This is a genomic window from Nonomuraea sp. CA-141351, assembly GCF_050944675.1.
GTDB lineage: Bacteria > Actinomycetota > Actinomycetes > Streptosporangiales > Streptosporangiaceae > Nonomuraea.
Genome location: NZ_CP191982.1, coordinates 9,319,950 through 9,338,012 on the forward strand (window position 1 = coordinate 9,319,950; position 18,063 = coordinate 9,338,012).

Sequence of the window (18,063 nt, forward strand, 5' to 3'; positions counted from 1 at the left end):
CTGGGCTCCGAAGATCTTAATCAGCGCGAGGCGCCCGCCCGCCGCTTGGTCCAGACATCGAACGCGACGGCCGCCAGGAGGACGGCGCCCTTGACGAGCATGACCCGCTCGCTCGGGGAGCCGATCAGGGACATGCCGTTGTTGATGACCGCCATGATCAGGCCGCCGGTGATCGCGCCGACCACCTTGCCGACGCCGCCCTGCACGGCCGCGCCGCCGATGAAGGCCGCCGCGATGGCATCCAGCTCGAAGCTGTTGCCCGCGGTGGGACCCGCCTGGTTGAGCCGGCCGGCGAAGATGATGCCGGCGATGGCCGACAGCACGCCCATGTTGACGAAGATCCAGAAGACCACCGACTTGACCTTCACGCCGGACATGACCGCCGCCTGGAGGTTGCCGCCGATGGCGTAGATCTGCCGGCCGAAGACTGTGCGGTTGGCCATCAGGGAGTACCCGAGCACGAGCACCGCCAGCAGCACCAGCACCCACGGGAGGTTCTTGAAGCGGGCGAGCTGCACGATGAGGAAGAGGATCAGCGCGGCCCCGGCCGCCAGCTTCAGCACGAACAGCGCCATCGGCTCCACCGCCTGGCCGTAGCCGCGGCGGGCGTTGCGGGTGCGCCACTGGCTGGCCACCATGCCGGCGATGGCGACGATGCCGACCAGCAGGCTGAACAGGTCGGCGCCGCCGAGCGGGCCGAGCCCGATGTTGCCGAAGTAGCCGTTGGTGAAGCCGTTGGCCAGCGTGCGGACCTGGTCGGGGAACGGGCCGATGCCCTGGTTGCCCAGCACGGTCAGGGTCAGCGCCCTGAACAGCAGCATGCCCGCCAGCGTCACGATGAACGCCGGGATGCCGAAGTAGGCGACCCAGTACCCCTGCCAGGCCCCGATGAGCCCCCCGGCCACCAGCGTGACCAGCAGCGCCAGCGGCCACGGCCAGTGCATGTTGACCATGAGCACGGCGGCCAGCGCCCCGGTGACCGCCACCACCGAACCGACCGAAAGGTCGATGTGCCCGGCGATGATGATCAGGATCATCCCGATCGCGAGGATCAGGACGTAGGAGTTCTGGACGATGATGTTGGAGATGTTCTGTGGCTGCAGCATCGCGCCGTCGGTCAGCACCGAGAACAGTACGACGATCAGCGCGAAGGCGATGTAGATGCCGCTGGATCGCAGGTTGAGCGACACTCCGCCGAGCGACACCCTGCCCGGCTGCCGTGGAGCTCCTCCGTCGCCCGTGGCGCCGACCTCCACGTCGGTGGGCGTGATGCTACTCATTATTTCTGTCCCTTGGTCATCAGGTACATGAGGTGTTCCTGGGTGGCCTCCTGGCGCGGCACCTCGCCGGTGATGCGGCCCTCGGAGAGGGTGTAGATGCGGTCGCACAGGCCCAGCAGCTCGGGCAGCTCAGAGGAGATCACGAGCACGGCCTTGCCCTGGTCGGCCAGGCGGTTGATGATCGTGTAGATCTCGTACTTCGCGCCGACGTCGATGCCTCTGGTGGGCTCGTCGAGGATGAGCACGTCAGGTTCGGTCAGGATCCACTTGGAGAGCACGACCTTCTGCTGGTTGCCGCCGCTCAGCTTGCCCACGACGCTGTTGACGCTGGGCGCCTTGATGTTCATGCTCTTGTGGAACTGCTCGGCGACCTTGTACTCCTCGTTCTCGTTGACCCAGCCGCGCTTGGACAGCCCGGTGAGCCCGGCCGCCGAGATGTTGCGCTTGATGTCCTCGATGAGGTTGAGGCCGTACCTCTTGCGGTCCTCGGTGGCGTAGGCGATGCCGTGCTTGATCGCGTCCTGCACATTGCGGATCTCGACCGGCTTGCCGTCCTTGAAGATCTTGCCGGAGATGTGCACGCCGTACGCGCGCCCGAACACGCTCATCGCCAGCTCGGTGCGCCCGGCGCCCATCAGCCCCGCGAGGCCGACGATCTCGCCCCGGCGCAGCGTGAGCGCCGCGCCGTCGACCACCTTCCTGCCGGGCTGGCTCGGGCTGTAGACCGTCCAGTCCTCGATGCGCAGCGCCTCGTCGCCGATCGTCGGCTCGTGCGGCGGGAAGCGGTTGTCGAGTGCGCGGCCGACCATGCCGGAGATGATGCGGTCCTCGGTGACGTGGTCGGAGGCCATGTCCAGCGTCTCGATCGTCTGCCCGTCACGGATGATCGTGACGGAGTCGGCGATGGCGATGACCTCGTTCAGCTTGTGGGAGATGATCACGCAGGTGATGCCCTCGTCCCGCAGACCCCGCAGCAGGTCGAGCAGGTGTGCCGAGTCATCGTCGTTGAGCGCGGCGGTCGGCTCGTCGAGGATGAGCAGCTTCACCTCTTTCGAGAGCGCCTTGGCGATCTCGACGAGCTGCTGCTTGCCCACGCCGATGTCGGCGATCGGTGTCGTCGGGTTCTCGCGCAGGCCGACCCGCTTCATCAGCTCGCCGGCCTCGTAGTTGGTGCGGTTCCAGTCGATGAAGCCGCGCTTGGCGCGCTCGTTGCCGAGGAAGATGTTCTCGGCGATCGACAGCTGCGGGCTGAGCGCCAGCTCCTGGTGGATGATGACGATGCCGGCGTGCTCGCTGTCGCGGATGCCGCCGAACTCGACTGTCTTGCCCTCGAAGGTGATCTCGCCCTCGTACTCGCCGTGCGGGTACACCCCGGAGAGCACCTTCATCAGCGTCGACTTGCCGGCGCCGTTCTCGCCGCAGATGGCGTGGATCTCGCCCCGCCGGACCGACAGGTTGACGTTCTGCAGCGCCTTGACACCGGGGAACGTCTTGGTGATCCCGCTCATCCGCAAGATGTGCTCGGTCATTATGCCCCTCGCTCAGGGAGGAAAGCCCCGAGGGCCGTTGGGCCCCCGGGGCTCGGCCCTTACTTGAGCTGGTCCTCGGTGTAGTAGTTGCTGCCGACGATGATTTCCTTGTAGTTGCTCTTGTCCACGATCACCGGGTCGAGCAGGTACGACGGGACGACCTTGTTGCCGTTGTCGTAGTCCTTCTCGTTGTTCACCTCGGGCTTCTGACCCTTGAGGACGGAGTCGGCCATCTTCACGGTCTGCTCGGCGAGCTTGCGGGTGTCCTTGAAGATGGTGGAGTACTGCTCACCGGCGATGATCGACTTGACCGAGGCGAGCTCGGCGTCCTGGCCGGTCACGATCGGGTACGGCTGGCCGCTGGTGCCGTAGCCGGAGCTCTTGAGCGCCGACAGGATGCCGATCGACAGACCGTCGTACGGCGACAGCACGCCGTCCACCTTCTTGCCGCTGGTGTAGGTCTTGGTGAGGATGTCCTCCATGCGCTTCTGCGCCGTGGCGGGGTCCCACCGCAGGATGGCGGCCTGCTTGAAGTCGGTCTGGCCGCTCGCGACCTTCAGGGTGCCGTCGTCGATCTTCGGCTTGAGCACCGACATGGCGCCGTTGAAGAAGAACGTGGCGTTGTTGTCGTCGGGCGAGCCGCCGAACAGCTCGATGTTGAACGGGCCCTTCTTGCCGTCCTCGACGCCGAGGCCCTTGAGCAACGAGGTCGCCTGCTGCACGCCGACCTTGAAGTTGTCGAACGTGGCGTAGTAGTCGACGTTCGGGCTGTTGCGGATCAACCGGTCATAGGCGATGACCGGGATCTTGTTGTCGGCAGCCTGCTGGAGCTGGGAGGTGATGGCGGTGCCGTCGATCGAGGCGATGATGAGGAGCTTGGCGCCCTTGGTGATCTGGTTCTCGATCTGGTTGGCCTGCGTCGGGATGTCGTTCTCCGCGTACTGGAGGTCGACCTTGTAGCCCAGCTTCTCCAGCTGCTGCTTGACGTTGTCGCCATCGTGGATCCAGCGTTCCGACGACTTCGTCGGCATCGTGACGCCGATCAGGGCGCCGCCGTTACCGGCGGCGGCCGAGGCGGAGGCCTGCGAGTCGACGGTCTTCGTGCTCGAGCCGCAGGCCGTCATCGTCGCGGCGAGCGCGATGACGGACACCACGCCCCCGATTCGTCCCAACCTCATGTCATCTCCTTGCGATGGGGGTCGCGGCAGCGCTGGACGCGGCGGCTGCCGGTAGAGCGAGAGATTCGATCACAGAGCGTGATGAATCAGAACAAACTTCTCATTCGCTATCCGCCGATTGTTATCGCTAACAACGCTCGTGTCAACGGCCGGGCATAACCTACCGGAAACTTTCCGGTAACTCTCACGCAGGTCAGCGACGGGAACGTGCTGAGAACAGGCGCTGCAGCAAGATGAAGACAAAGAGCAACATTCCGATGAAGATCTTGGTCCACCAGGACGACAGGGTGCCTTCGAAACTGATGATCGTCTGGATCAGGCCCAGCACGAGCACCCCGAGCACGGTGCCGAGCAGGAAACCGCTACCGCCGGTGAGCAGCGTACCGCCGATGACCACTGCCGCGATGGCGTCCAGCTCCATGCCCACGGCGTGCAGCCCGTAGCCGGAGAGCATGTAGAACGACAGCAGCACGCCGCCGAGGGCCGAGCAGAACCCGCTGATCGTGTAGACCGCGATCTTCGTTCGTCCCACGGGCAGCCCCATCAGCAGCGCCGACTGCTCGCTTCCGCCGGTGGCGTAAACCGCGCGGCCGAGCCGGGTGTAGTGCAGCACGTACGCCGCCACCAGCACCACGACCACGGCGACGATCACGCTCGGTGAGATCCACATGTCGGCGAACAGGTCGATCCTCGCCTGCGCGAACGCCGTGAACGTGGGGTCCTCGATCGGGATCGAGTCCGTACCGATCGTGTAACACAGTCCCCGGGCCAGGAACATGCCCGCCAGCGTCACGATGAACGGCTGGATGTCGAAGGCGTGCACGATGTAGCCCATCACCAGCCCCAGCCCCGCCCCGATGACCAGCACCAGCGGGATCACCAGGTACGGCGGCCACCCCGGCCCTTTCATGAGGCTGGCGGAGATCATCGTGGACAGCGCCACCACCGAGCCCACCGACAGGTCGATGCCCCCGGTCAGGATCACGAATGTCATCCCGACCGCCACCACCAGCAGGAAGGCGTTGTCGATGAAGACGTTGAGTATCACCTGCCCGCTGGCGAACCCCTCGTAACGGATCCCTCCGACCACGAACATGGCCAGGAACAGGCAGCCGGTCACCAGGACCGGCAGATACTTGGCGGGCACGCTCGCCCGGCCGACCGTCAGCGTGGTCAAAGGGTCACCCGCACTTTCTCCTCGGCCGCCGGGCTGGAGGGCGCCGCGCGGCCACGCCTGCGGAATGCCTTCTCGCGGAAGGACGGGGACTGGATGAGGCAGACCGCCGTCACGACCAGTGCCTTGAACAGCAGCGTGGTCTCCGGCGGGACACCGATCGAGTAGATCGTGGTGGTCAGCGTCTGGATGATCAAAGCGCCCAGCACGGTCCCGCCGAGCGAGAACCGGCCGCCGGACAACGACGTGCCGCCGATCACGACGGCGAGGATGGCGTCCAGCTCGATCCACAGGCCGGCGTTGTTGCCGTCGGCGCTGGAGACGTTCGAGCTGATCATCAGCCCGGCCACGCCCGCGCACAGGGCGGCGAAGGCGTACACCATGATGATGATCCCGCGCGAGCTGATGCCCGCCAGCCTGCTGGCCTCGGCGTTGCCGCCGACCGATTCGATCAGCATGCCCAGCGCCAGCCGCCGGGTGAGGAACACGGTGATCGCCAGCACGGCGATCACGATGAGGATGCCGAACGGCACGGTCAGCCAGTAGCCGCCGCCGATCACCTTGTACGCCGGGCTGTTGACGGTGATGATCTGCCCGTCGGTGATGAGCTGGGCCAGGCCGCGCCCGCCCACCATGAGGATGAGCGTGGCGATGATCGGCTGGATGCCGACGCCGGCGACCAGGAACCCGTTCCAGGCCCCGAGCACCAGGCACAGCCCGAGTGCCGCCGCCACGGCGGTGAACACGCTCGCGTCCTCGCTGATCTGCAGGCAGGCCAGCGCCCCCGAGATCGCCACCACCGAGCCCACCGACAGGTCGATCCCGCCGGTGGCGATGACCAGCGTCATGCCCAGCGACACCAGGATCAGCGGGGCGCCGAAGCGCAGGATGTCGATCAGGCTCCCGTACAGGTGGCCCTCTCTGACCTGGATGGAGAAGAAGCTCGGCGTGAAGATCACATTAAGCGCCAGCAGCAGTACGAGGACCACCACGGGCCAGAGCAGCCGTCTCATGAGGCCCGGCCTCCGCTCGCGATCGTTTCCATGAGCACGTCCGTCGTCAGCTCGTCGTCGTTGGGCAGCTCGGCCACCAGCCGCCGGTCGCGCAGGACCTCGACCTTGTGGCTGAGCCGCAGGACCTCCTCCAGCTCGGCCGAGATGAACAGGACCGCCATGCCGCCGTCGGACAGCTCCGCGACCAGGCGCTGGATCTCGGTCTTCGCACCGACGTCGATGCCCCTGGTGGGCTCGTCCAGGATGAGCAGGCGCGGCTCGAGGATGAGCCACCTGGCCAGCACGACCTTCTGCTGGTTGCCGCCGCTGAGGTTCCGTACGAGGTGCTCGGGGTTGGGCGGGCTGATCTTCAGTGCCTTGATGTACCTGCCGACCAGCTCGTCCTGCTGATCGCGCGGCACCGGCCTGGTCCATCCCCTGATGGCCTGGAGGGCGAGGATGATGTTCTCGCGCACGGTGAGGTCGGGGATGAGCCCGTCGGTCTTGCGGTTCTCCGAGCAGAACGCGATCTTGTGGCTCATGGCCGCGCGCGGCGTGCGTAACGACGCCGGCGACCCGCCGACCGCGATCTCGCCCGTGCCCGCGTGGTCCGCGCCGAACAGCAGCCTCGCGATCTCCGTACGGCCCGAGCCGAGCAGCCCTGCCAGGCCCACGACCTCGCCCTCGTGGATCGTGAGCGTGAACGGCTCGATGGCCCCCGGCCTGCCCAGCTCGCGCGCCTCGACCAGCGGCCGGTCGAAGACCTTGGCCTCGCCGTGCAGCCGCTCCAGCGCGGCCAGCTCCTGGCCGATCATCTTGGCGACCAGCTCGACCTGCGGGAGCTGCTTGGTCAGGTACTCGCCGACGAGCCTTCCGTTCCTGAGGATCGTCATGCGGTCCGATATTTCGTAGATCTGGTCGAGAAAGTGGGACACGAAGAGGATGGCGATGCCCTCCTCCTTCAGCCTCCTCATCACCCTGAAGAGCTGCTCGACCTCGTCGGCGTCCAGGCTGGACGTGGGCTCGTCAAGGATCAGCACCCTCGCGTCGATGTCGATCGCCCGCGCGATGGCCACCATCTGCTGGATGGCCAGCGAGTACGTCGACAGCGGCGCCGACACGTCCAGGCTCAGCTCCAGCCGGGACAGCAGTTCGCCGGCCCTGGCCCGCATGCGCTTCCAGTCGATGCGGCCCCTGCGGCGGGGCTCACGGCCGATGAAGATGTTCTCGGCCACCGAGAGGTTCGTGCAGAGGTTGACCTCCTGGTAGACCGTGCTGATGCCGGCCTGCTGCGCCTCCAGCGGACTGCCGAACGCCACCGAGGTGCCGCCCAGCTCGATCGTGCCCGCGTCGGCGGAGTGGACGCCGGTGAGCACCTTGATGAGGGTGGACTTGCCCGCGCCGTTCTCTCCCATGAGCGCGTGCACCTCGCCGGGAAGCAATCGCAGGTCCACGCCGTCCAGAGCTTTCACGCCCGGAAATTGCTTACCGATCCCGCTCATCGTCAGGACCGGCGCGGGTATGGCCATTTCACGCCTTTCTGTGCTGGTCGGGCTGCGCCGCCCCGCCTCGTCACTACGCTTCCGCACCCCGCACTCCGGCTGGCGGGGGCATCACCCCGCCCCGATCAGGGGAACCCCGCCGTCTCCACTTCCAAGGGAGCCCAGCCGAAGTACGGAGGGTGGCGTCCGGTCGGCGGCTCAGTACTGACGGGAGGACAGGACCTGCTTGGCCTGCTCCTGCGTGAACGTGGTCTCCTGGGTCACCACGCGGGCGGGCACCTGCTCACCCTTGATGACCTTCTTGGCCAGGTCCATGAGCTGCGGGCCGAGCAGCGGCGAGCACTCCACGATGAAGTTGATCTTCCCGTCGGACAGCGCCTGCATGCCGTCCTTGACCGCGTCCACGGTGATGATCTTGATGTCCTTGCCGGGCACCTTGCCGGCGCCCTCGATGGCCTCGATCGCACCCAGACCCATGTCGTCGTTGTGCGCGTAGAGCACGTCGATGTCCGGGTTCGACTTCAGGAAGGCCTCCATGACCTCCTTGCCCTTGGCCCTGGTGAAGTCGCCGGTCTGCGAGGCGATGATCTTGAACTTCGGATCGGCCCCGATGACCTGCTGGAACCCGGCCTTGCGGTCGTTGGCCGGAGCCGAACCCGTCGTGCCCTGCAACTCGACGATGTTCACCGGGTCCTTGCTGTCCTTGTACTCGTTGACCAGCCACTGGCCGGCCTTCTTGCCCTCCTCCACGAAGTCGGAGCCGAGGAAGGTCTTGTACAGGGAGGTGTCCTTGGAGTCGACGGCGCGGTCGGTCAGGATGACCGGGATCTTCGCGTCCTTGGCCTCTTTGAGCACCGTGTCCCAGCCCGACTCCACCACCGGCGAGAAGGCGATGATGTCCACCTTCTGCTGGATGTAGGAGCGGATGGCCTTGATCTGGTTCTCCTGCTTCTGCTGGGCGTCGGAGAACTTGAGCGTGATGCCCGCGTTCCTGGCGGAGTCCTGCACCGACTTGGTGTTCGCGGTCCGCCACCCGCTCTCCGCGCCCACCTGGGAGAAGCCCATGGTGATCGAGCCGCCGCCACCACCGCTGCCGCCGCCGCACGCGGTCACCGACATCGCGGTGAGCCCGGCGAGCACCAGCGCCGAGATCCTCTTTAACACGTTGGGGGGTTCCTTCCTGGTGTGAGCGCTAACATTCCAGGTGGTACGCGAGCGCTCCCCTGCCTTCCTGTACGGCCTGGGCCCCGTCCGGGCCGCGCCGCATGGTGTCGAAGCCGAACACTCCTGGAGTACGCGCACGACGAGGTGGCGGCGGTAGCCGCGCCTGCCGATCGCTTCGAGCCCCCGCGTACGGGGTCGCTCTGCCTGACTGTGAACGCTAACAACCAACGCGTCAAGGGTTCCCGAGATTACGGTCGGGTTACACGGATGCGTCCCGACATGGTGAGGGCGGACCTCCTCCGGAGGCCCGCCCTCACCTCACTGAACGACGCGGTAGTGGGTGGTCACCCGGCCCTCGTCGTCGAGCACGTGGAACGCGACCGACGGCGGGAGGTCGTAATCCACCCAGTTCTCGAACGACGTGCCGCCCTCCCACGGCAGCTTCAGCGTGGACACGACGCCCGGGGCGGCCAGCAGCGGACGCCCGGCGAAGGTGGTGGCGGCCGGCGTGTGGGCGTGGCCGACGAGCACCGCGGGCACGTTCGGGTGCCGCCCGAGCAGCTCGGCCAGCGGCTCGTGCGCGTGCAGCCGGATCGAGTCCATGGGCGGACTGTGCAGGATGACGGGCGGGTGGTGGAAGGCCACGAACACCGGCAGGTCAGTGCCGTCGAGCACCCCCTCCAGCCAGCCGATCGTCTCGTCGTCCAGGTGGCCCGCGTTCTCGCCGGGGATGGAGGAGTCGCACATGGCGTAGACGGCCCCGGCGGTGTGGAGCACCTGGTTGACGGGACCGCCGTCCGGCTGCTGCTCGCCGAGCAGGACGCGGCGGAACTGCTCCCGTACGTCGTGGTTGCCCGGGCCGACCAGGACCGGATGGCGCGAGGTGAGCAGCTTGCGCGCCCCCTCGTACTCCTCGGCGAGCCCGTGGTCGGCGATGTCGCCGGTGACCAGCACGGCGTCGAGGTCATACGGGAGTGCGTCGAGGTAGCGCATGACGGCGGTGGCACGGCCGATGCTCTGGGGCGTCGCGCCGATGTGGATGTCGCTCAGGTGAGCGATCACGATCATGTGATGTGGTCCTTCCCTGTTTGGTCAGCTCACCCACCGTAAGCCGAGGGCTTTCCTGCGCACCATCGGTAAGAACCGATAGCACCCGCCCACGTGCCCTCGAGGCCCTGGCGCAGGCGCTCGCCGGAACCAGGTGGCCGCGCCGGCCGTTGTCAAGGTGAGAGAAGGAGGACATGGGCTGGCACTACCGAAAGACCATCAAAGTCGGGCCGTTCCGGATCAACCTGTCACGACGCGGCGTCAGTCACAGCTTCGGCAACCGGCGCTTCCACGTCACCACCACTCCTGACGGCCGCCGTCACGTCTCCGTACGCCTGCCCGGCGGCTTTCACGTCGGCAAGTCGTTCGGCGGCCGGCACTACCCGAGGCATTAGGCCGGTCACTCCTGGCATGGCGCGGGCCGGACGGCGAAAGCCTCCGGCCCCCTTCCCTAGTCGTGGTAGCGCTCGACGAGCTCGGACCCGATCCTGGCCAGCTGGGCCCGCACCTCATCCGGCTCCACGACCTCCACCGTCGAGCCCCATCCGGCCAGCTGCTCGGCGATCGTCAGCGCCATCGGCGCCGCCACCCGCGCCCTGACTCTCCCGTCCTCCTCGGTCCCCACGACCTCGCAGTGGCGCCCGAAGTGTGAGCGCAGCACCGGCAGGAACCTCTCGGCGATGAGCACGGTCGCGGAGAGCAACGAGCGCCGCCGCTCCATCTCGTCCACGACCTTCCCCCACGCCCGCGGCAGCTCGAACCCCTCCGGCCGTTCGAAGGTCAGCTCCGTCACCGCGGCCCCGGCGATCCGGTCCACCCGGAACGTGCGCTGCCCGGCCTCCGTGCCGGCCACCAGGTACCAGACGTCGTCCTTGTCCACCAGGCCCCAGGGATCGACCAGACGATGGGTGCGTTCGCGGGAGCGGCCCTCGTACTCGAGCCTGACCTTGCGGCGCCGTACGGTGGCGCTCTGCAGCACCTCCACCAGCTCGGGACGGTCACGATCGCGCTCGCCCCAGGAGGCGGGGTCGACCATCACGGCGTCGGCGGCGGCCTCGGCATCCGCCCTGAACGTCTGGGGCAGGGCCCGCAGCAGCTTGCGCAGCGCGGACTTGACCTCGGGCGCGGCGGACGCGGCCGGCCCTGCCAGCAGGAACAGCGCCTGAGCCTCGTTCGCGGTGAGCCCGGTGAGGTCGGTCCTGGCGCCGCCCAGCAGCGACCACCCTCCCCCGCGCCCGGCCTGCGGATAGACCGGGATGCCCGCCGCGGACAGCGCTTCGAGGTCGCGCCGCGCGGTGGCCACGGACACCTCCAGCTCCTCGGCCAGCTCGGTCGCGGTCACCCGGCCGCGGGCCTGCATGAGCAGCAGGGCAGCGACAAGTCGATCAGCTCGCATGGTCAGAAATTCTCTCCGGAAAAGTGCTCATATGGTGAGCACTTTGGCGGGAAGAATCGTGGACATCACCGAGAGAGAAGGACCAGACAGATGATCCGCGGTTTCGCCACCCTCAACTTCTACGCAGCCGACCTCGAAGCGGCCAGGGCCTGGTACGCCGAGCTGCTCGGGTCCGAGCCGTACTACCAGGTCCCCGGCTACATCGAGTGGCGCGTCGGCGACTACCAGCACGAGCTGGGTATCATCGACAGCCGCTACGCCCCGGCGGGCGCCACGGAGCGGCCCGGGGGCGAGATCATGCACTGGCACGTGGACGACCTCGAGGCCGCCCTCGAGCGCCTGCTCGCCATGGGCGCCAAGGAGTACCAGCCGATCAGGAAGCACGGCGAGGGGTTCGTCACCGCGTCCGTGACCGATCCGTTCGGCAACGTTCTCGGCATCATGTACAACCAGCACTACCTGGACGTGCTCGGCAGGTGACATTTTTGCGATCCTGGACCTGTGTCCCGGCCGCACATCCTGCTCACCGCCCCTCCCCGCACGGGCAAGACCACCGTCATCCGCCGCCTGGCCTCGTTGCTCGAGGCGGCGGGCGTGCCGGTCTGCGGGTTCCTCAGCGACGAGGTGCGTGAGCGCGGGCAGCGGGTGGGGTTCATGGTGGAGGAGTTCGGCGGGGACAAGGCGGTGATGGCGCACGTCTCGCAGGCGTCGGGGCCCAGGATCGGGCGGTACGGCGTGAACGTGCCCGAGTTCGAGCGTGTCGCGCTGCCCGCCTTGGACCGTGCGCTGGCCACGCGCGGCGCGGTCGCGCTCGTGGACGAGATCGGGCCCATGGAGCTGCTGTCGCCGGCGTTCCTGCCGCGCTGCACCGCGCTCTTCAAGGCGGACATGGCACTCGTGGCCACGGTCCACCAGCGCAGCCGGCCCGCGCTGAAGTCCCACATCGAGGCCGAGCTGATCACGGTGACTCCGGAGAACCGCGACTCACTCCCGGAAACCCTGAGCCGCCTGCTGACTCAGGGGTTGTGAACCCTCAGCCCGAAGGCGGACAGCCCCTGCTCGTGATGCTCGACCAGACCCAGTCGCCGGTAGAAGGCGTGGTTGGCGGCCCCTTCCGGGGTGGACTCGTGGTCGGTGGACAGCACGAAGTACCGGCAGTGCGCGTACCGCCCGATCAGGTGCTCCATCAGCCGCCGTCCGATCCCCTGGCCGTGGTGCCCCTTGTCGACCAGCACCTCCTGCACGTAGCAGATGATCTCGTCATCGGACACCGTGCGCGCCAGGCCGAGCAACCGGCCCGCCTCGTCCCTGGCGGTGATGACGAGATGCGAGTTCGCCAGACCCCGGCGCACCTTGGCGATGTCCTGTGTGAAGGGCGTCCAGCCCACCGAGTCGTACAGCTGGTAGAGCTCGTCCTCGTCGAACGACGTCTCCTGAGAGATGACCACCAATTACGAGGCTCCCCGATTCTCCGGCGTAGGGTGATGCGCCTGAGCATAGTCAACCGCGGGGTTCCGCCCTCTTCGAGGCGCCCGATCACGCCGAGACAGCCCTGTGCGACGCCGACACAAAAAAGAGAGCCCGGGCTTCCCCGAGCTCTCGTATGAGTGGAGCTATGGGGATTCGAACCCCAGACCTCCTCCATGCCATGGAGGCGCGCTACCAACTGCGCCATAGCCCCTTGCGATCAACAAGTGTATCGGAGTTCCGGAGCCCCTGTGTCACACCGCGCACCCTGTGGTACGTCTATGGATTTATGCCGACCTTTGAAGACCATCGAAGCCTGCTGACCGGCGTCGCGTACCGGATCCTGGGCAGCGTCGCCGACGCCGAGGACGTCGTGCAGGAGGCGTGGTTCCGCTGGTCGGGGGTGGACGAGGCGACCGTCGCCGATCCGAAGGCGTACCTGATCAGGGTGACGTCAAGGCTGGCCATCGACCGGCTGCGGTGGGCGAAGTCGCGGCGGGAGTCGTACGTGGGGCCGTGGCTGCCCGAGCCGATCAGCACCGCGCCCGACGTGGCCGAGCACGCCGAGCTGGCCGAGTCGGTGGAGCTGGCGCTGCTGCTGGTGCTGGAGACGCTGTCGCCGCTCGAGCGGGCCGTGTTCGTGTTGCGGGAGGCGTTCGACCTGCCGTTCTCCGAGATCGCGGAGATCATCGGGCGGGCCGAGCCGGCCACCAGGCAGCTCGCGCGCCGGGCGCGGGACCACGTGCGGGAGAAGCGGCCGCGGTTCGACGTGGACAGGGACGAGCGGAGGCGGATCACCGAGCGGTTCATCAACGCCTCCGTCAGCGGCGACATCGACGGGCTGATCGAGCTGTTCGCGAGCGAGGTCACGATGGTCAGCGACGGGGGCGGCAAGGCCCGGGCCGCGCTGCGGGTCATCACCGGCGTCGGCAACGTCAGCCGCTGGCTGGCGTCGATCACCACCCCTGCCGGCATCGCGAGCTTCATGGCTTCGATCGGCATGGCGGGCATTTCCGACCTCTCCTTCGGGGTGGCCACCATGAACAACGCCCCCGCGATGGTCGTCTCCGCGGGTGGGCGGGTGATCACGGTCGCGTCGCTGCTGATCTCGGACGGCAAGATCGACACCATTTACCTCATGGCGAACCCGGAGAAGATCGCCCACCTGGAGCCCGTCTGAGGCATGAGGGCACGTCCCGGCCCCGTAAGGGTGCGGGGGTCAGGCGGTTCGCCGGGTGGGGATGCGGGCCTCGCGTACCAGCTCGGAGAGGTTCACCCCGGCGTCCCTGAGGATCGTGGCGGCGCCGTTCGCGTGGTCGGCCAGCAGGCCCCACAGCAGACGCTCCCCCGTGACGGGCCCGGGGCGCCACCTGGCCACCTCGATCACCTTCCTGGCGTGCATGGCCAGCGGGATCTCGCCCAGCGGCCCGTACAGGGTCACGCGCAACGGCCGCACCCGTGACCGCCGCAGGCTCCACAGCCCGGGCGCGTCCAGGCCCGTCCTGGTGCGGCGGTGCACGGCGTCGAGGTCGATCCCGAACGTGGCCAGCAGCGACCGGGGGTCGCCCACGTCCACCCGCGCCCGCACGTCGGCCGCGGAGGCGGTGAACGACGACAGCGAGAACGGCCGCGCCTCGGCCACCCCCAGCAGCATCAGATCGGCGTCGAGCGCTGAGCGCCCCGCGTCGAGCGCGAGTATCCCCGCCTTGACCACGGCCCTGCGGGCGCCCTCGGTGAACCTGTCGAACACGCGACTACCTCCCCGTCCTGCGAGCATGCTTGCGATGAGCCGACTGCCGCCGGACCCCCAGCGCGTCGGCGATCTGCTCCCACGACCAGCCCTGGGCGCGGGCGTTCGACACGTGCGTCGCCTCCAGCTCCTCCAGCAGGGCCCTGAGCGCGGCCACGGCCGCCAGCCCCACTCCCGGATCGCTATCGGCGGCCGCCTCGGCCAGCTCGGTGGCTTCCATAGTGTCAGCATGCGCTGACAAGCACTCGCTTGTCAACATATGCTGACAGGCATGATCAGACGCGCTCGGCGAGTACGACGAGGATGGGCAGCGCCGCGGCCAGACGCTCGCGCTCCTCGGGGGTCAGCGAGTCGACGGCGGCGGCCAGGCGTTCGGTGATGACCTGCTCGCGTCCGGCCAGCGCGGCCTGCCCGGTGTCCGTGATGCCGGTGATCACCCGCCGCCCGTCCGCGGGATCGGGCTCGCGCTCGACCAGGCCCCGCCGGTGCAGGCCGGTGAGCACGGTGCCGATGGCCTGGGCGGAGACGCGTTCGAGGTTCGCGATCTGGGCCGAGGAGTGCGGCCCGTCGCGTTCGAGCCGCTGGAGCACGGCGAGCTCGGTGAACGACAGATCGTCGGCCGAGGAGTACGTATACAGCTGCCGGATCCGCCGGGCCAGGCGCCCGACCGCGATCCTCAGTTCCTTTGCCAGCACAAAAAGCAAGTCTAGCTTTATCAATTTGGCTTTGGTAATTTCACGGCACTATGTGTTACGACAACGACGCCGCGCCGCCGCGCTTCCAGCCGCCCATCACCGGCACACGAGCCGCCGCCACCCGCCTGACCTCGTCCGACGGCACGTCCTTCGCCGCGTACGAGGCCCTCCCCGACGACGTTCGGGGCCCGGGCGTGGTGATCCTGCCCGACGTCCGCGGGCTGCACGAGTTCTACAAGCAACTGGCCGTACGGCTGGCGGAGCAGGGCTATCCGGCCATCGCCATCGACTACTACGGCAGGACCGCCACCGACGACGACCGGGGCGAGTCCTTCCCGATCATGGAGCACGTCCGCAGGCTGAGCAGGGAGGCCATCCAGGCCGACATCCGGGCCGCCACGGACCGTCTGGGCCGGCCGGCCGTGGCGCTGGGCTTCTGCATGGGCGGGCGCAACGCGTTCTTCGCCTCGGAGCCGAGCTTCGGGTTCGCGGGGGTGATCGGGTTCTACGGGGCGCCCGGGATCGCGGGTCCGTACGGTCCCGGGCCGACGCAGCACGCGGCGGAGCTCGGGGCGCCGATACTCGGGCTGTTCGGCGGGGCGGACACGGGCATCCCGGCCGAGCAGGTGGCGGAGTTCGGCGAGGCGCTCACGGCGGCGGGGGTGGAGCACGAGATCGTGACCTATCCGGGGGCGCCGCACGGGTTCTTCGACGCCACGCACGCCGAGCACGCGGCCGCCTGCGAAGATGCGTGGAAGCGGGTGCTCGCCTTCCTGGCGAGCCGCTGAGGCCTGGAGGCCGCTCGCTAGTCCGGCGGCAGGCCGCAGGTGGTCCGCATGGTCAGGGTCGCCTCTTCCAGCGAGAGCGCGATCTCGACCCGGCCCAGCTCAGCCGTGCTCGTGACGTGGGTGCCGCCGCACGCCATGGACGCCTCGCCGTCCGGCAGCGAGCAGTGCCACGTACGGCGATCCGTCAGCTCCGGCCCCGGGATGTCCAACCGGACCGGCGCCTCGGCGGCCACCCACGCCGCAAGCTGGTCGGTCGCCTGCTGGGCGACCTTCTCGAAGTCCACGCCCTCGGCCGAGAACCCCTTTTTGCGCAACGACTTGCCCAGGCGATAGACGTCCACGCTCCCGTGCGGGACGATCCGCGACGAGACGATCGCGGCGTGGTCGAAGTCGGGGCGGCCGAGCGGGTCCGGCGCCGTCTCCTTGCGCCAGCGGTCGGCCAGGGCCGAGTTGAGGGCGAGGGCGGCCAGGTGGCAGACGGTGTGACCGGCCGAGACCGCCGCCCGGAAGTCCGCGTCCACCTCGAGCTCCACCTCCGCCCCCACGGGCAGCGGCTCCTCGGTGACGTGGACGACCAGCCACCCCCAGCCCTCGGTGCCGCGCCGCACCGGGATGGCCCCGCCGACGAGGACCTCGCCGGTGCTCGACTGGGCCCCTGTAACACAGTCGACAACCGGCAGGCCCCCGATCGTGCCCCGGTCGGCGGGCTGGTCGGGCCAGGCGTGGTTGAGGGGATGGAACGGCGTCTCGGCGACGACGAGACCGTGCCGGTCCCCCACCGGCACGGCCCCGACGATCTGGGAACGGCCCCTGGTCCGGCCGTCGGGAAAGGTGACGAGGGTTGTCTTCACCCCGTCATTTTCGCAGGGACCGCACGCTCGTCCTCCAGGTAGCGGTTGCGGCCCGCGTACAGGCCGGTGAGGAGCTGCGCGATGAGCACCACGAAGAGCAGCGTGTACGGCAGCGCCCACCCACCGGTCACGTCGTGCAGCACGCCCACGAGGAGAGGACCGGCGCCGGCGATGAGATATCCCGCGCTCTGCCCGAACGCCGACAGCCCGGCCGTGGCCTCGGGCGTACGGGTGCGCAGGGCCAGCATCATCAGCGCCAGCGGGAACGACCCCATGCCCACGGCTATGAGCACCACCCAGACCAGCACCAGGTCGGCGGGCCCGAGCCACAGCCCGAGGAACCCGGCCGCGTAGAACGCCACGAGCCCGACCACGGCCGGACGCTGGTCGCGGAAGCGGGAGGCGACCATGGGGACGAGGATCGAGACAGGGATGTTCAGCGCGGTGAACACCCCGAGGATCACACCGGCCTCCGAGGTGCTGAAACCGCCGTCGGTGAGGATGGTGGCGAGCCAGCCGAACATGACGTACGCGATCATCGCCTGTGTGCCGAAGTAGATCGCGACCATCCACGCCAGCCTGCTGCCGAGGAGGCGGCGGATGCCCTCGTCCCGGCCGCCCGTGTCCCGCTCCGGCTCACTGCGCAGGAGCGCAAGCCACGGAATGGCGGCGACGGCGGCCAGCGCCGCCCACACGCCGAGCGCGATGTGCCAGTCCCCTGACGCGCGCTCGATGGGCACGGTCGCGGCGGCGGCCAGCATGGTGCCCGCCGCCAGGGCCGTGGTGTAGACGGTGGTCATGATCCCGGTACGGGCCGGGAAGTGGCGCTTGATCAGCGTGGGAATGAGCACGTTGCCGACCGCGCCACCGGAGAGCGCGACGGCGCTGCTCACCAGGAACACCGGGGCCGACCCCACCAGCGACCTGACCAGCATGCCGACGCCCAGAGTGACGAGGGCGAGCAGGAGCAGCCGGTGCTCGCCGACGCGCCTGGCCAGCGTGGGCGTGACCGCGCCGACGCTGGCGAAGGCGAGCACGGGTAGCGTGGTGAGCAGCCCGGTGCCGACGCTCGACATGCCGAGCGCGCCCGCCAGCTGGTCGAGGAGGGGGCCGACGCTGGTGACGGCGGTGCGGAGGTTGAGGGCTGCGAGGACGATCCCCAGCACGAGGAGCCAGGCGAGGGGTCCGGTGGTTGGGCGGCGGGCTTCTTGGGCGAGCACGCTCATGCGGGGCTCGATCCTCCACTCATC

Annotated in this window: 20 protein-coding genes and 1 tRNA gene; 5 read left to right on the plus strand and 16 right to left on the minus strand. The window is 68.4% G+C overall.

Going from position 1 to position 18,063, the window contains the following annotated elements:
• Positions 1-20: 20 nt before the first annotated feature.
• From mmsB to ACQPWU_RS43755, 8 genes are all read right to left on the minus strand, one after another.
• The gene (gene mmsB, locus ACQPWU_RS43720; RefSeq protein WP_433431542.1) at positions 21-1,280 is read right to left on the minus strand and encodes a multiple monosaccharide ABC transporter permease; all 1,260 of its coding nucleotides are present in this window, start codon (positions 1,278-1,280) and stop codon (positions 21-23) included.
• Positions 1,280-2,809, minus strand: coding sequence for a multiple monosaccharide ABC transporter ATP-binding protein (mmsA, locus tag ACQPWU_RS43725; RefSeq protein ID WP_433431543.1), 1,530 nt, complete (start codon positions 2,807-2,809; stop codon positions 1,280-1,282). Before mmsA ends, mmsB begins: the two co-directional genes overlap by 1 nt.
• A 59-nt stretch (positions 2,810-2,868) precedes the next feature.
• On the minus strand, positions 2,869-3,987 hold the full coding sequence (chvE, locus tag ACQPWU_RS43730) for a multiple monosaccharide ABC transporter substrate-binding protein (RefSeq protein ID WP_433431544.1): 1,119 nt from the start codon (positions 3,985-3,987) through the stop codon (positions 2,869-2,871).
• Between the two features lie 193 nt (positions 3,988-4,180).
• The gene (gene yjfF / locus ACQPWU_RS43735; RefSeq protein ID WP_360691407.1) at positions 4,181-5,164 is read right to left on the minus strand and encodes a galactofuranose ABC transporter, permease protein YjfF; all 984 of its coding nucleotides are present in this window, start codon (positions 5,162-5,164) and stop codon (positions 4,181-4,183) included.
• Complete coding sequence (locus ACQPWU_RS43740; RefSeq protein ID WP_360691410.1) at positions 5,161-6,174, minus strand: ABC transporter permease; 1,014 nt, start codon at positions 6,172-6,174, stop codon at positions 5,161-5,163. The genes yjfF and ACQPWU_RS43740 overlap by 4 nt, the downstream gene beginning before the upstream one ends.
• The gene (locus ACQPWU_RS43745) at positions 6,171-7,625 is read right to left on the minus strand and encodes a sugar ABC transporter ATP-binding protein (RefSeq protein ID WP_433431545.1); all 1,455 of its coding nucleotides are present in this window, start codon (positions 7,623-7,625) and stop codon (positions 6,171-6,173) included. Before ACQPWU_RS43745 ends, ACQPWU_RS43740 begins: the two co-directional genes overlap by 4 nt.
• A 228-nt stretch (positions 7,626-7,853) precedes the next feature.
• Positions 7,854-8,819 (minus strand): ABC transporter substrate-binding protein, encoded by a 966-nt coding sequence (locus ACQPWU_RS43750; protein ID WP_433431546.1) that lies wholly within the window; start codon positions 8,817-8,819, stop codon positions 7,854-7,856.
• 318 nt (positions 8,820-9,137) lie between these two features.
• On the minus strand, positions 9,138-9,887 hold the full coding sequence (locus ACQPWU_RS43755; RefSeq protein WP_433431547.1) for a metallophosphoesterase: 750 nt from the start codon (positions 9,885-9,887) through the stop codon (positions 9,138-9,140).
• 173 nt (positions 9,888-10,060) lie between these two features.
• Here ACQPWU_RS43755 and ACQPWU_RS43760 point away from each other — a divergent pair, with 173 nt between their 5' ends.
• Complete coding sequence (locus tag ACQPWU_RS43760) at positions 10,061-10,261, plus strand: DUF4236 domain-containing protein (protein WP_433431548.1); 201 nt, start codon at positions 10,061-10,063, stop codon at positions 10,259-10,261.
• 56 nt (positions 10,262-10,317) lie between these two features.
• Here ACQPWU_RS43760 and ACQPWU_RS43765 read toward each other — a convergent pair whose 3' ends face one another.
• A complete protein-coding gene (locus ACQPWU_RS43765) occupies positions 10,318-11,262 on the minus strand; it encodes a helix-turn-helix transcriptional regulator (RefSeq protein ID WP_433431549.1) in 945 nt (314 codons plus the stop codon).
• Between the two features lie 90 nt (positions 11,263-11,352).
• Here ACQPWU_RS43765 and ACQPWU_RS43770 point away from each other — a divergent pair, with 90 nt between their 5' ends.
• Both ACQPWU_RS43770 and ACQPWU_RS43775 read left to right on the plus strand, forming a co-directional pair.
• Complete coding sequence (locus tag ACQPWU_RS43770; RefSeq protein ID WP_433431550.1) at positions 11,353-11,742, plus strand: VOC family protein; 390 nt, start codon at positions 11,353-11,355, stop codon at positions 11,740-11,742.
• Positions 11,743-11,763: 21 nt separating this feature from the next.
• A complete protein-coding gene (locus ACQPWU_RS43775) occupies positions 11,764-12,291 on the plus strand; it encodes a nucleoside-triphosphatase (protein WP_433431551.1) in 528 nt (175 codons plus the stop codon).
• On the opposite strand, the gene ACQPWU_RS43780 is transcribed toward ACQPWU_RS43775, so the two are convergent.
• Both ACQPWU_RS43780 and ACQPWU_RS43785 read right to left on the minus strand, forming a co-directional pair.
• Positions 12,279-12,710: a GNAT family N-acetyltransferase gene (locus tag ACQPWU_RS43780; RefSeq protein WP_433431552.1), complete on the minus strand. Its 432-nt coding sequence runs from the start codon at positions 12,708-12,710 to the stop codon at positions 12,279-12,281. The two genes, ACQPWU_RS43775 and ACQPWU_RS43780, sit on opposite strands and share 13 nt — an antisense overlap.
• Positions 12,711-12,870: 160 nt before the next feature.
• Positions 12,871-12,943 (minus strand) — tRNA-Ala (locus tag ACQPWU_RS43785).
• A 75-nt stretch (positions 12,944-13,018) separates the two neighbouring features.
• On the opposite strand from ACQPWU_RS43785, the gene sigJ reads away from it, so the two are divergent.
• A complete protein-coding gene (gene sigJ / locus ACQPWU_RS43790; RefSeq protein ID WP_433431553.1) occupies positions 13,019-13,909 on the plus strand; it encodes an RNA polymerase sigma factor SigJ in 891 nt (296 codons plus the stop codon).
• 39 nt (positions 13,910-13,948) lie between these two features.
• Here the strand turns inward: sigJ and ACQPWU_RS43795 are convergent, their stop codons facing one another.
• Genes ACQPWU_RS43795 through ACQPWU_RS43805 form a run of 3 tightly spaced genes read right to left on the minus strand, consistent with a single transcriptional unit; the run spans position 13,949 to position 15,174 of the window.
• A complete protein-coding gene (locus ACQPWU_RS43795; RefSeq protein ID WP_433431554.1) occupies positions 13,949-14,479 on the minus strand; it encodes a Clp protease N-terminal domain-containing protein in 531 nt (176 codons plus the stop codon).
• A gap of 4 nt (positions 14,480-14,483) precedes the next feature.
• Positions 14,484-14,699 carry an RNA polymerase subunit sigma-70 gene (locus ACQPWU_RS43800; protein ID WP_433431555.1) on the minus strand — a complete coding sequence of 72 codons (216 nt, stop codon included), beginning with the start codon at positions 14,697-14,699 and terminating at the stop codon, positions 14,484-14,486.
• 55 nt (positions 14,700-14,754) lie between these two features.
• On the minus strand, positions 14,755-15,174 hold the full coding sequence (locus ACQPWU_RS43805; RefSeq protein WP_433431556.1) for a MarR family winged helix-turn-helix transcriptional regulator: 420 nt from the start codon (positions 15,172-15,174) through the stop codon (positions 14,755-14,757).
• A gap of 50 nt (positions 15,175-15,224) precedes the next feature.
• Here ACQPWU_RS43805 and ACQPWU_RS43810 point away from each other — a divergent pair, with 50 nt between their 5' ends.
• Positions 15,225-15,962 carry a dienelactone hydrolase family protein gene (locus ACQPWU_RS43810; RefSeq protein ID WP_433431557.1) on the plus strand — a complete coding sequence of 246 codons (738 nt, stop codon included), beginning with the start codon at positions 15,225-15,227 and terminating at the stop codon, positions 15,960-15,962.
• Between the two features lie 17 nt (positions 15,963-15,979).
• On the opposite strand, the gene ACQPWU_RS43815 is transcribed toward ACQPWU_RS43810, so the two are convergent.
• Positions 15,980-16,813 (minus strand): metal-dependent hydrolase, encoded by an 834-nt coding sequence (locus ACQPWU_RS43815; RefSeq protein ID WP_433431558.1) that lies wholly within the window; start codon positions 16,811-16,813, stop codon positions 15,980-15,982.
• Positions 16,810-18,039 (minus strand): CynX/NimT family MFS transporter, encoded by a 1,230-nt coding sequence (locus ACQPWU_RS43820; protein ID WP_433431559.1) that lies wholly within the window; start codon positions 18,037-18,039, stop codon positions 16,810-16,812. The genes ACQPWU_RS43815 and ACQPWU_RS43820 overlap by 4 nt, the downstream gene beginning before the upstream one ends.
• Positions 18,040-18,063 lie beyond the last annotated feature (24 nt).